We start from the raw sequence: 13,009 nt of genomic DNA on the forward strand, positions 1-13,009 counted from the left end.
TCGGCAATGCCGAACACTACCGGTCGTTGCCGACCTCCCGCCAATGGGTGGTCGCCATCCGTTACGCCGGAATCCCCACACGGGTCATATGAGGCACGCCCGTCCGCCCCGTGGACGCCTCTGACCGTACGGCGCGCCGAGGGCTACCCTGGCCGCGTGCGTCTTCCACGGGAAGCGCAAAGCCGACAGCCGTCGCACTCCAGGGAGCATCTTCCATGGCCTCGTTGCCGAACCCGTCCCTTTCGTCCGCCTCCGACCACCGGACCCGAACCGAAGCCCTCCGGGAAGCCCTCGCCACCCGTGTCGTGGTGGCGGACGGCGCGATGGGCACGATGCTCCAGGCCCAGGACCCGACGCTGGAGGACTTCCAGGGCCTCGAAGGCTGCAACGAGATCCTCAACCTGACCCGGCCGGACATCGTCCGCTCCGTCCACGAGGCCTACTTCGCCGTGGGCGTCGACTGCGTCGAGACCAACACCTTCGGGGCCAACCACGCGGCGATGGCCGAGTACGAGATCGCCGACCGCGTGTACGAGCTGTCCGAGGCGGGCGCCCGGATCGCCCGCGAGACCGCCGACACCTTCGCCGCCGGCGACGGCCGCCTGCGCTGGGTGCTGGGCTCCATCGGCCCCGGCACCAAGCTGCCCACCCTCGGCCACGTCCCCTTCACCACGATCCGTGACGGCTTCCAGGCCAACGCGGAGGGTCTGCTCGCCGGCGGCGCCGACGCCCTGATCGTCGAGACCACGCAGGACCTTCTGCAGACCAAGGCGTCGATCCTGGGCGCCCGCCGCGCCATGGAGACCACCGGCATCGAGGTGCCCCTGCTGTGTTCGATGGCCTTCGAGACCACCGGCACCATGCTGCTGGGTTCCGAGATCGGCGCGGCGCTCACCGCGCTGGAACCGCTCGGCATCGACATGATCGGCCTGAACTGCTCGACCGGCCCCGCGGAGATGAGCGAGCACCTGCGCTACCTCACGCGCCACTCCCGCATCCCGCTGCTGTGCATGCCGAACGCCGGACTTCCGGTGCTCACCAAGGACGGCGCGCACTTCCCGCTCGGCCCCCAGGGCCTGGCCGACGCCCAGGAGAACTTCGTCCGCGACTACGGGCTCTCCCTGGTCGGTGGCTGCTGCGGCACCACCCCCGAGCATCTGCGCCAGGTCGTCGAGCGGGTCCGCGGCCTCACCGCGGCCGAGCGCAGCCCGCGGCCCGAGCCGGGCGCCGCCTCCCTCTACCAGAACGTGCCGTTCCGTCAGGACACCTCCTACCTGGCCATCGGTGAACGCACCAACGCCAACGGTTCCAAGAAGTTCCGCGAGGCCATGCTCGCCGGCCGCTGGGACGACTGCGTGGAGATGGCCCGCGAGCAGATCCGCGAGGGCGCCCACATGCTCGACCTGTGCGTCGACTACGTGGGCCGGGACGGCGTCGCCGACATGGAGGAGCTGGCCGGCCGTTTCGCCACCGCCTCCACCCTGCCGATCGTCCTCGACTCCACCGAGGTCGAGGTCATCAGGGCCGGCCTGGAGAAGCTGGGCGGCCGGGCCGTCATCAACTCGGTCAACTACGAGGACGGCGACGGACCGGAGTCGCGGTTCGCGAAGGTGAGCCGGCTCGCACGCGAGCACGGTGCCGCGCTGATCGCACTGACCATCGACGAGGAGGGCCAGGCCCGTACCCCCGAGAAGAAGGTGGAGATCGCCGAGCGGCTCATCGCCGACCTCACCGGCAACTGGGGCATCCGGGAGGAGGACATCCTCATCGACGCCCTGACCTTCACCATCTGCACCGGCCAGGAGGAGTCCCGCAAGGACGGCATCGCCACCATCGAGGCGATCCGCGAGCTGAAGAGGCGCCACCCGGACGTGCAGACCACGCTGGGTCTGTCGAACATCTCCTTCGGCCTCAACCCGGCCGCCCGCATCCTGCTCAACTCCGTCTTCCTCGACGAGTGCGTCAAGGCCGGGCTCGACTCCGCGATCGTGCACGCCTCGAAGATCCTGCCGATCGCACGTTTCGACGAGGAGCAGGTCACCACGGCCCTCGACCTGATCTACGACCGCCGCACCGAGGGCTACGACCCGCTGCAGAAGCTGATGGCGCTGTTCGAGGGCGCCACCGCTCAGTCCCTGAAGGCCGGCAAGGCCGAGGAACTGGCCGCGCTGCCGCTGGACGAACGCCTCAAGCGGCGCATCATCGACGGCGAGAAGAACGGCCTGGAAACCGACCTCGGCGAGGCCCTTCAGACCCGTCCGGCCCTCGACATCGTCAACGAGACGCTTCTGGACGGCATGAAGGTCGTCGGCGAGCTGTTCGGCTCCGGCCAGATGCAGCTGCCGTTCGTGCTCCAGTCCGCCGAGGTCATGAAGTCCGCCGTCGCCTACCTCGAGCCGCACATGGAGAAGACCGACGAGGCCGGCAAGGGCACGATCGTGCTCGCCACCGTGCGCGGCGACGTCCACGACATCGGCAAGAACCTCGTCGACATCATCCTGTCCAACAACGGCTACAACGTCGTCAACCTCGGCATCAAGCAGCCCGTCTCCGCGATCCTCGAGGCCGCCGAGGAACACCGGGCCGACGTCATCGGCATGTCCGGGCTCCTGGTCAAGTCCACGGTGATCATGAAGGAGAACCTGGAGGAGCTCAACCAGCGCGGCCTTGCCGCCACCTACCCGGTCATCCTCGGCGGTGCGGCACTCACCCGCGCGTATGTGGAACAGGACCTGTACGAGCTGTACGAGGGCGAGGTCCGCTACGCCCGTGACGCCTTCGAGGGCCTGCGCCTGATGGACGCGCTCATCGGGGTCAAGCGGGGCGTGCCCGGGGCCAAGCTGCCCGAGCTGAGGCAGCGCCGGGTGCGGGCCGCCACCGTCGAGATCGAGGACCGGCCCGAGGAGGGGCACGTCCGCTCCGACGTCGCCACCGACAACCCGGTGCCCACCCCGCCCTTCTGGGGCACCCGCGTCATCAAGGGCATCCCGCTCAAGGAGTACGCCTCCTGGCTGGACGAGGGTGCGCTCTTCAAGGGCCAGTGGGGCCTGAAGCAGGCCCGCACGGGTGAGGGGCCGACGTACGAGGAGCTCGTCGAGACCGAGGGCCGGCCCCGGCTGCGCGGCCTGCTCGACCGGCTCCAGACGGAGAACCTCCTGGAAGCGGCAGTCGTCCACGGCTACTTCCCGTGCGTGTCCAAGGACGACGACCTGATCGTGCTCGACGAGGCGGGCAACGAGCGCACCCGGTTCACCTTCCCGCGCCAGCGCCGGGGCCGCCGGCTGTGCCTGGCCGACTTCTTCCGCCCCGAGGAGTCCGGCGAACAGGACGTCGTGGGCTTCCAGGTCGTCACCGTCGGCTCCCGGATCGGCGAGGAGACCGGGCGCCTCTTCGAGTCGAACTCCTACCGCGACTACCTCGAACTGCACGGGCTGTCCGTGCAGTTGGCGGAGGCGCTCGCGGAGTACTGGCACGCGCGGGTGCGCGCGGAACTGGGCTTCGCCGGCGAGGACCCGGCCGACATCGAGGACATGTTCGCCCTCAAGTACCGCGGCGCCCGCTTCTCGCTCGGCTACGGCGCCTGCCCCGACCTGGAGGACCGCGCCAAGATCGCCCAGCTCCTCGAGCCGGAGCGGATCGGCGTCCACCTCTCCGAGGAGTTCCAGCTCCACCCGGAGCAGTCCACGGACGCCATCGTGATCCACCACCCGGAGGCGAAGTACTTCAACGCCCGCTGACCCGCCGGGTGCCGCCGCGCCGGACGCCCGCCGCGCAGGACCGACGGACCGGCGTCCCTCGCTCCGGGCCGTCGCGGCGGGCGTCCGTCGTGCGGGAGCGATGCGATGGCCGTCCGTCGTGCGGGACGGATGCGGCGGGCGTCCGTTGCGGGGGATTCATGCCGTGGGGTCCGTCGTGTGGGGCGACCTCGCGGGCGCCCGGCGCCCCGAGGCCGGCGCCGGGCGCCCTTCCAGGGGACCGGTCATGCGTCGCCACGCGGTTTCTCCGTGAGCGTCGTACACTGGTCGGTCCACCGCAGGCCGGTTCCCCGTCCGGGAACCGGCCTGGTCGTCCCTTGAAGGAGGTACGCCGGATGACCACAACGGTCCCCGCGCTAGGAACCCGTACGGCCGAAGGCTCCGCCCTGGAGGCCGTGCTTCTCGACATGGACGGCACCCTGGTGGACACCGAGGGATTCTGGTGGGACGTCGAGGTCGAGGTGTTCGCCTCCCTCGGTCACACCCTCGACGAGTCCTGGCGCCATGTCGTGGTCGGCGGTCCCATGACGCGCAGTGCGGGCTTCCTGATCGAGGCCACCGGCGCCGACATCACCCTCGACGAACTCAGCGTGCTGCTCAACGACGGGTTCGAGGACCGTATCGACCGCAGACTGCCCCTGATGCCGGGCGCCGCCCGGCTGCTGGCCGAACTGGCGGCGCACGAGATCCCCACCGCCCTGGTCTCCGCCTCGCACCGGCGCATCATCGACCGGGTCCTGGCCTCGGTCGGCCCCCAGTACTTCAGCCTCACCGTCGCCGGGGACGAGGTGCCGCGTACCAAGCCGTTCCCGGACCCCTACCTGCTGGCGGCCTCGGGTCTCGACGCGGAGCCCGCCCGGTGCGCGGTCATCGAGGACACCGCCACCGGTGTCGCGGCCGCCGAGGCAGCCGGCTGCCGGGTGGTCGCCGTACCGTCGGTCGCGCCTATCGCCGCCGCCGCCGGCCGCACCGTGGTGACCTCTCTCGAGGAGGTCGACCTGCCATTTCTCCAGCGTTTGATGACGGAAATGCGCTGAGCGTTCACCCAGCGTGTATCGCGAATGGAAGAAATACCGTCGGCCGTCGAAGCGAATAAATTAATACCTCGCCGACCAGTCGAATTCCGCCCCTCGGTGCACTTGAGAGTATGACGTTCATCACGCGCAGCGGGGTTGATGGCGAACGTGGCGTGTGCTGATCCCCCCTCCTCGGGGGGTCCGGACATGCCCTTGTGTCCCGATTGGTGGAACGCTGCACGAATCCTTCCCCGAGCGCTTTTTCGGTCCGTCCGCAACCGGTTTCACAGCGTGATGGAAACTCAACTCCGGTAGCGGTGAGCCTCCGTGCAGGCGCGGTCTAATCTCATCGCGAGAACATTGCCTCATCCCCGTGAACCCTCGCACCAGCCATTGCTTGACGGGTACACGAATCCAACAGCCCTGGAGAAACTCGAGCATGAACCGCAAGACTTTGGTGCTGCCGGCCGTCGTCGGTCTGCTCACCCCCGTCCTCGCTGCCTGCGGCGGGTCCGGCAGTGGGGGCAAGAGCGGTGACGCCATCGTCGTCGGAACCACCGACCGGTTCACCGCCACCAACGACGCGCCCGCGCCCGTCGACCCGGCGTACGCGTACGACGTCGGCAGCTGGAACATCCTGCGCCAGACCGTGCAGACCCTGATGGCCCAGCCCCGCGGCGAGGGCGAGCCCGAGCCCGAGGCCGCCGAGAGCTGCGGCTTCACCGACACCGGCAACGAGCGCTACGCCTGCAAGCTGCGCAGCGGCCTGAAGTTCTCCAACGGCGACCCGGTGAACGCGGCCGCCGTGAAGTTCTCCATCGACCGCGCCCGGTCCCTCAAGGCCGACAGCGGCGTCTTCGCACTGCTGTCCACCATCGACACCGTCGAGACCCAGGGCGACAACGAAGTCATCTTCCACCTGAAGACCGCGGACGCCACCTTCCCGTTCAAGCTGTCGACGCCGGTCGCCGGCATCGTCAACCCCAAGGACTACGAGAAGAACAAGCTCCGCGACGGCTTCCAGATCGACGGCTCCGGTCCGTACACCATGCAGGCCGAGGTCCAGAACAACGAGCTGGTCAAGGCCACCTTCACCAAGAACCCCGACTACAAGGGCCTGCTGACGCCCAAGAACGACAAGGTGGTTCTGGAGTCCTTCAAGGACGCCGACACGATGGGCACCGCCCTCGACAAGGGCGACATCGACGTCATGACCCGCCAGATGTCCCCGGAGCAGATCCGCAAGCTCCAGAACGACCCCACGGGCAAGATCAACCTGGTGGAGATGCCGGGCCTCGAGATCCGCTACCTCGGCTTCAACACCGATGCCTCCACGGTCAAGAGCAAGGCCGTCCGCCAGGCCATGTCCCAGGTCGTCGACCGCGGCGCCCTCGTCTCCAAGGTGTACGGCAGCCAGGCCCAGGCCCTGTACTCGCTGGTCCCGGCCACCATCACCGGCCACACCAACGCGTTCTTCAACAAGTACAGCGACCCGAGTGTGGCCAAGGCCCGCACGCTGCTGAACAAGGCGAACATCACCACCCCGGTGAAGCTGACGCTGCACTACACGACCGACCACTACGGCTCGGCCACCGCCAAGGAGTTCGAGGTGCTCAAGGGGCAGCTCAACGCCAGCGGGCTGTTCGACGTCAGCATCCAGGGCGCCCCCTGGGACAAGTTCCGCCCGGCCGAGAAGAAGGGCCAGTACGACGTCTACGGGATGGGCTGGTTCCCGGACTTCCCGGACGCCGACAACTACCTCGCGCCGTTCCTCGACAAGGACAACACCCTCGGCTCGCCGTACGACAACGCCGAAATCCGCAGCAACCTGATCCCGCAGTCCCGGCGTGAGGCAGACCGTCTCACCGCGTCGAAGAGCCTCACCGACATCCAGGACATCGTCGCCGACGACGTGCCGATCCTCCCGCTGTGGCAGGGCAAGCAGTACGTCGCCACCCGGGAAGACATCACGGGCAGCGAGTACGCGATGAACTCCTCCTCCACGCTCCAGCTGTGGGAGCTCGGCCGGGGTGCGAGCGACTGACTCCACCCGCCCCAGCGAACCCCCGGGCCGCCCGGCCCGGGGGGCATTGCCATGTCCGCGATACCATCCGGAGGCTCCTGCACGGTCCGGCCCATCCCGAGCCGGCCAACAAGAACCGAAGACAAGGCACATGCACGTGACCATGCGCAACCAGTTGCCGGTGCTGATCGTGACCACGGGTCTGGCCACCGGCCTGCTCGCCGGATGCGGCTCGCAGTCCGACGACTCCTCGGGCACGGGTTCACCCGTCGTGATGGGAATGTCCGACGACGTCCTGGCCACCGACCCGGCCTCCGGCTACGACCCGGGATCCTGGCTGCTGTTCAACAACGTCTTCCAGTCCCTGCTGAGCTTTCCCAAGGGCGGCACCGAACCCGAGCCGGAGGCCGCCCAGCAGTGCTCGTTCACCGACACGGAGACCAGGGTCTACTCGTGCACCCTCAAGGACGGACTGAAGTTCAGCAACGGTGACCCGCTCACCTCGACGGACGTGAAGTTCTCCTTCGACCGCATGTTGAAGATCAACGACTCAGCCGGTCCCGCCATCATGTTCCCCATGCTCGGCTCGGTGGCGACCCCCGACGAGAAAACGGTCGTCTTCCGGCTGAAGTACGCCGACGCCACCTTCCCGAGCAAGATAGCCTCCGGCGCCGGAGCGATCGTGGACCACAAGGTCTACCCCGCCGACGCCCTGCGCAAGGACGGCCAGGCGGTGGGCTCCGGCCCCTACAAGCTGGACTCCTTCGGCAAGGACAAAGCCGTCTTCTCCGTCAACGGCGCCTACCGGGGCAGCGTCAAACCCCGCAACTCCGGTGTCACCATACGGTTCTTCCACGGCGACCAGTCCGCCCTGAAGAAGGCCCTGCTGAACCGGGAGGTCGACCTCGCCTACCGCGGTCTCGCCGCCTCCGACATCGCCGGCATCGACAACGACACCTCCACCGGCAGGGGCATCGAGGTCGTCGAAGGCTCCAGCGCCGAGATCCAGCACCTGGTCTTCAACATGAACGACCCGGTGGCCGGCAAGCTCGGCGTCCGCAAGGCCATCGCCTACCTCCTGGATCGCGAGGCCCTCGTCAGCAAGGTCTACAACGACACCGCGACCCCGCTCTACTCGATCATCCCCGCCGGTATCACCGGCCACCAGACGTCGTTCTTCAACGCCTACGGCTCCCGCCCCTCGAAGACACGGGCCGCGGCCGCACTGCGCGCCGCGGGCGTCACCGGCAAGGTGCCGCTGACGCTGTGGTCGACTCCCTCGCGCTACGGACCCGCCACCGACGAGGAGCTGAAGACCATCGCCCGGCAGCTCACCGACAGCGGGCTCTTCGAGGCGACCGTCAAGTCCGTCCCCTTCGGCCAGTACGAGAAGGACATCGCCGCCGGCAAGTACGGCGTGTACGTCAAGGGCTGGGTGCCCGACTACCCGGACCCCGACAACTTCACCGCCCCGTTCTTCGGCAAGGGCAACGTGCTGGACAACCACTACGCCAACACCACGATCACCGGCGACCTGATCCCCAAGACGGCCGCCGAGAGCGACCGTTCGGCGACCGACGCCGACTACAGCCGACTCCAGGACATCGTCGCCGAGGACATCCCCGTCATCCCCGTCTGGCAGGCCAAGCAGTACGCCGTCGCACGCGACGACGTCTACGGCCTCGAGTACTGCCTCGACGCCTCGACCGTCTTCCGCTTCTGGGAGATCAGCAAGGGCTGAGCCCGACCGTACGAGCGCGGGCCCCGGGCGGCCGGGGCCGCGGCTACTGCGCGCCGGGGCGCACCAGCCCGCTCTCGTACGCGTACACCGCGGCCTGCACCCGGTCCCGCAGGCCCAGCTTCGTCAGCACATGACCGACGTGCGTCTTCACCGTGGTCTCGCTGACGAACAGGTCGGCGGCGATCTCCGCGTTGGACAGGCCCCGCGCCACCAGCTTCAGCACCTCCACCTCACGCTCGGTGAGGGTGTGCAGCGTGTCCGGAACCGGCTCGTCCCCGGACGGCAGATGCCCCGCGTACTTGTCGAGGAGGCGGCGCGTGATGCTCGGGGCGAGCATCGCCTCGCCCGCCGCGACCACGCGGATCGCCTGCACCAGCTCGTCGGCGGGGGCGTCCTTGAGCAGGAACCCGCTGGCACCGGCGCGCAACGCCTCCACCACGTACTCGTCGAGATCGAACGTGGTCAGCACCAGCACCTTCGCCGGGCCGTCCCGCCCGGGCCCGGTGATCTGCCGGGTCGCCTCCACGCCGTCCATCCGCGGCATGCGGATGTCCATCAGCACCACATCGGGCTGCAGCGCACGCACCTGGTCGAGCGCCTGGAGGCCGTCTCCGGCCTCGCCGACGACCGCGATGTCCGGCTCGGCCTCCAGGATCATCCGGAAGCCCGTGCGCAGCAGCGGCTGGTCGTCGACCAGTAGGACGCGGATGGCCACGTAAGTCTCCTTCGCTAGTCCGGCCCCATTCTGCCCTGCTCGGCGCCACCCGCTTCGGGCACCCTGACCACGGCCGACGGCGCCTGCCCGGGAGCGGCCCCGCCGCCCGCGCGCACCGGCAGCGGATACGGCGGGGGAGTGCCGCCGAACTCCGGGCACACGGCCCGGTGGTCGCACCAGCCGCACAGCTTCGTCGGGCGCGGCCGCCAGTCGCCCGTCTCCGTCGCCAGCCGGATCGCCTCCCACAGTGCGAGCAGCTTGCGCTCGACACGCTCCAGATCGGCGAGCACCGGGTCGTACGTCAACACCTCGCCACTGCCGAGATAGACCAGCTGCAACCGCCGGGGGACGACCTTCTTCAGCCGCCACACCACCAGGGCGTAGAACTTCATCTGGAACAGCGCGCCCTCGGCGTACTCGGGCCGGGGCGCCTTGCCCGTCTTGTAGTCGACGATTCGCACCTCGCCCGTGGGCGCGACATCGACACGGTCGATGATCCCGCGCAGCTTCAGCCCGGACTCCAGCTCCGCCTCGAGAAACAGCTCCCGCTCGGCGGGCTCCAGGCGGGTCGGGTCCTCCAGAGTGAACCAGCGCTCGACGAGCCGCTCCGCCTCGCCCAGCCAGCGCGCCAGCCGCTCACCGCCCGGATCGTCCGCGAACAGCTCCTCGACCTCCGGCCTGGCCTCCCGCAGCCGGTCCCACTGCCCCGGGACGAGCGCCTTGGCCCGCGGCGCGGTCCGCTCGACCGCCGGCGCGTCGAACAGCCGCTCCAGCACCGCATGCACCAGCGTGCCCCGGGTCGCCGCCTCGCTCGGCTTCTCCGGCAGTTTGTCGATCACCCGGAAGCGGTACAGCAGCGGGCACTGCATGAAGTCACCGGCGCGCGACGGCGACAGCGACTCCGGAGGCGCGGCGGCCACGGCGGACGGCCGGGCGGAGCCGTCGGTGCTGGTATCCATGCCCACAGACCATACGGCCCGCCACTGACAGTGACACAGTCACGCCCCGGCCGGGCCCGGCCGCACCGGGCGCCGACGGCCCCGATCGGTCCCCGCGACGGCCGGGAAAACAGAGGGGGTGCCGGGGCGGAACACGGCGCGACGGCCGAATACCATCGACCCAGACCCTCCCACCCGGCACGACCGGGCCGGGGAGACGCTTCGATCGAGGGGACATCGTGGACGAGAGCGGCGGGAGCGGACAGCCGCGCCCCGGCAACGACGGGGCGACCGACCGCGAGGCACCTCCCGTGGCACGGCCCGCGGACGCCGCACACCCCGAGAAGGACCCGGCCCGCCCGACGACCGAGCCGGCCTCGCCCGAGGAGACGGCAGGCGCGGTGCCCGGTGCACAGCCCGCACAGACCCCGGCCGACGGCGGACCGCCGACGCCCACCGACGACGGCCCCGCCCGGCCGGCCCGAGCCGACGGCGACGGCGACGGCGACGACACCGGACCCGCCTCCCAAGGACACCCCGACCCCAGCCCCTTCTCCCAAAGTCACGCCCACACGGGCGGCTTCGGCAAGGGGCGTCCACCGCAGCGTCCGAGGGAACCCGGCGGCGGCATCCTCATGGGGCGGCCCTTCGGCGTCCCCGTCTACGTCGCGCCCAGCTGGTTCCTCGTCGCCGCCCTGATCACCTGGGTGTTCGGCGGCCAGCTCGACCGCGTGCTGCCCCAGCTCGGCGCCGCCCGCTACCTCGTCTCCCTCTTCTTCGCCGTCGCCTTCTACGCCTCCGTCCTCGTCCACGAACTCGCCCACACCGTCGCAGCCCTCCGCTTCAAACTGCCGGTGCGCCGCATCCAGCTCCAGTTCTTCGGCGGCGTCTCCGAGATCGAGAAGGATGCCGAGACACCGGGCCGGGAGTTCATCCTGGCGTTCGTGGGCCCCCTGCTCTCCCTCGCCCTCGCCGGGATCTTCTACCTGGCCATGCAGACCGTCCAGCCGGGCACCGTCCCCGGCGTCCTGCTGGCCGGCCTCATGATCTCCAACCTCATCGTGGCCGCCTTCAACCTGCTCCCGGGCCTCCCCCTCGACGGCGGACGCATGCTGCGCGCCGTCGTCTGGAAGATCACCGGCAGGCCGATGACCGGCACCGTGGCAGCCGCCTGGGTCGGCCGCGCCCTCGCCATCTCGGTCCTGATCGGCCTGCCGCTGCTCACCCAGTCCGGCGCGCTCGGCACCACCGCCGAGGACAACGTCGGCATGGACACCGTCACCGACGCCCTGCTCGCCGCCATCCTCGCCGCCATCATCTGGACCGGCGCCGGCAACAGCCTCCGCGCGGCCCGGCTGCGCGAACACCTCCCCGAGCTGCGGGCCCGCACCCTCACCCGCCGCGCGGTCCCGGTCGAGACCAACACCTCCCTGTCCGAGGCCCTGCGCCGCGCCAACGCCGCCGGCGCCCGGGCCCTCGTCGTCGTCGACGCCCAGGGCCGGCCCCTCTCGCTCGTCCGCGAGTCCGCCATCGCCGGCGTACCCGAGCACCGCCGCCCCTGGGTCTACGCCAGCGAACTCGCCCAGGAGCTCACCGACGGCATGCGCGTCTCCGCGGAACTCGCGGGCGAAGACCTCCTCGACGCCCTGCGCGCCAACCCCGCGACCGAATATCTCGTCGTCGAGGAGAACGGCGAGATCTACGGCGTCCTGTCCGCCACGGACGTCGAGCGCGCCTTCGTGAAGGCCATGGCCCGCCCCAGCTGAACCCCCGCCCCCTCGGCGTGGTCGGCGGCCCCCCAAGGGACCGGTAGGCTGGTCACATGTCCGAACCGACCGGTGCCGCCCGCCGTCGCGGGCCCTTCAAGGTCGGGGACCAGGTACAGCTGACCGACCCCAAGGGTCGCCACTACACGTTCACGCTCGAAGCGGGGAAGAACTTCCACACCCACAAGGGTTCCTTCCCCCACGACGAACTGATCGGCGCACCCGAGGGCAGCGTTGTCCGCACCACCGGGAACGTCGCCTACCTCGCGCTGCGCCCCCTGCTCCCCGACTACGTCCTGTCCATGCCCCGCGGGGCAGCCGTCGTCTACCCCAAGGACGCGGGGCAGATCCTCGCCTTCGCCGACATCTTCCCCGGCGCCCGCGTCGTGGAGGCCGGCGTCGGCTCCGGCTCGCTCAGCAGCTTCCTGCTGCGCGCCATCGGCGATCAGGGCATGCTCCACAGCTACGAGCGCCGCGCCGACTTCGCCGAGATCGCACAGGCCAACGTCGAACGCTACTTCGGCGGCCCCCACCCCGCCTGGCAGCTCACCGTCGGCGACCTCCAGGACAACCTGAGCGACACCGACGTCGACCGCGTCATCCTCGACATGCTCGCCCCCTGGGAGTGCCTGGAGGCCGTCTCCAAGGCGCTCGTCCCCGGCGGCATCCTGTGCTGCTACGTGGCCACCACCACCCAGCTCGCCCGCACCGTCGAGTCCATCCGCGAGATCGGCTGCTTCAACGAGCCGACCGCCTGGGAGACGATGATCCGCAACTGGCACATCGAGGGCCTGGCCGTCCGTCCCGACCACCGGATGATCGGCCATACCGGCTTCCTTCTCACCGCCCGCCGCCTCGCCGACGGCGTCGAGCCGCCCATGCGCCGCCGCCGCCCGGCCAAGGGCGCCTACGGCGAGGACTACGCCGGCCCCAACGCCGACGGAGGCACCGCCGGCCGCTGAGACGTACGACCAGCTGCACATCGACCCGAAGGCCGTCGGCGACGCCGCGAACTTCCTCATCGAGGGCTTCACGGCCGTCGTCGCGCAGCATGA

8 protein-coding genes and 1 pseudogene are annotated in these 13,009 nt (G+C 69.9%); 7 read left to right on the top strand and 2 right to left on the bottom strand.

Annotated elements, in window-relative coordinates; translation table 11 throughout:
• The first annotated feature begins 215 nt into the window (after positions 1–215).
• From metH to ABZ876_RS29615, 4 genes are all read left to right on the top strand, one after another.
• Complete coding sequence (metH, locus tag ABZ876_RS29600) at positions 216–3,737, top strand: methionine synthase (RefSeq protein ID WP_361787660.1); 3,522 nt, start codon at positions 216–218, stop codon at positions 3,735–3,737.
• A gap of 353 nt (positions 3,738–4,090) precedes the next feature.
• A complete protein-coding gene (locus tag ABZ876_RS29605; RefSeq protein WP_361787662.1) occupies positions 4,091–4,792 on the top strand; it encodes an HAD family phosphatase in 702 nt (233 codons plus the stop codon).
• A 418-nt stretch (positions 4,793–5,210) separates the two neighbouring features.
• A complete protein-coding gene (locus ABZ876_RS29610; protein WP_361787664.1) occupies positions 5,211–6,815 on the top strand; it encodes an ABC transporter substrate-binding protein in 1,605 nt (534 codons plus the stop codon).
• 136 nt (positions 6,816–6,951) lie between these two features.
• Positions 6,952–8,535 carry an ABC transporter substrate-binding protein gene (locus tag ABZ876_RS29615; RefSeq protein WP_361787680.1) on the top strand — a complete coding sequence of 528 codons (1,584 nt, stop codon included), beginning with the start codon at positions 6,952–6,954 and terminating at the stop codon, positions 8,533–8,535.
• A gap of 43 nt (positions 8,536–8,578) precedes the next feature.
• Here the strand turns inward: ABZ876_RS29615 and ABZ876_RS29620 are convergent, their stop codons facing one another.
• Positions 8,579–9,250: a response regulator transcription factor gene (locus tag ABZ876_RS29620; RefSeq protein ID WP_234518887.1), complete on the bottom strand. Its 672-nt coding sequence runs from the start codon at positions 9,248–9,250 to the stop codon at positions 8,579–8,581.
• Positions 9,251–9,264: 14 nt separating this feature from the next.
• The gene (locus ABZ876_RS29625; RefSeq protein WP_361787666.1) at positions 9,265–10,209 is read right to left on the bottom strand and encodes a PD-(D/E)XK nuclease family protein; all 945 of its coding nucleotides are present in this window, start codon (positions 10,207–10,209) and stop codon (positions 9,265–9,267) included.
• Positions 10,210–10,427: 218 nt separating this feature from the next.
• Here ABZ876_RS29625 and ABZ876_RS29630 point away from each other — a divergent pair, with 218 nt between their 5' ends.
• The 3 genes and pseudogenes from ABZ876_RS29630 to ABZ876_RS29640 all read left to right on the top strand — a co-directional run.
• Positions 10,428–11,954, top strand: coding sequence for a site-2 protease family protein (locus ABZ876_RS29630; protein WP_361787668.1), 1,527 nt, complete (start codon positions 10,428–10,430; stop codon positions 11,952–11,954).
• A 56-nt stretch (positions 11,955–12,010) separates the two neighbouring features.
• Complete coding sequence (locus ABZ876_RS29635; RefSeq protein ID WP_361787670.1) at positions 12,011–12,916, top strand: tRNA (adenine-N1)-methyltransferase; 906 nt, start codon at positions 12,011–12,013, stop codon at positions 12,914–12,916.
• A pseudogene (locus ABZ876_RS29640) lies at positions 12,915–13,009 on the top strand (elongation factor P); the annotation flags it as partial. The gene ABZ876_RS29635 and the pseudogene ABZ876_RS29640, both read left to right, overlap by 2 nt.

It is taken from the genome of Streptomyces sp. NPDC046931 (assembly GCF_040644655.1).
Classification (GTDB): Bacteria; Actinomycetota; Actinomycetes; order Streptomycetales; family Streptomycetaceae; genus Streptomyces.

Excerpts from the sequence above, each read along its gene's own strand:
- ABZ876_RS29625 (WP_361787666.1), bottom strand. The coding sequence starts at position 10,209 with ATGGATACCAGCACCGACGGCTCCGCCCGGCCGTCCGCCGTGGCCGCC.
- ABZ876_RS29635 (WP_361787670.1), top strand. The coding sequence starts at position 12,011 with ATGTCCGAACCGACCGGTGCCGCCCGCCGTCGCGGGCCCTTCAAGGTC.
- ABZ876_RS29610 (WP_361787664.1), top strand. The coding sequence starts at position 5,211 with ATGAACCGCAAGACTTTGGTGCTGCCGGCCGTCGTCGGTCTGCTCACC.
- metH (WP_361787660.1), top strand. The coding sequence starts at position 216 with ATGGCCTCGTTGCCGAACCCGTCCCTTTCGTCCGCCTCCGACCACCGG.
- ABZ876_RS29605 (WP_361787662.1), top strand. The coding sequence starts at position 4,091 with ATGACCACAACGGTCCCCGCGCTAGGAACCCGTACGGCCGAAGGCTCC.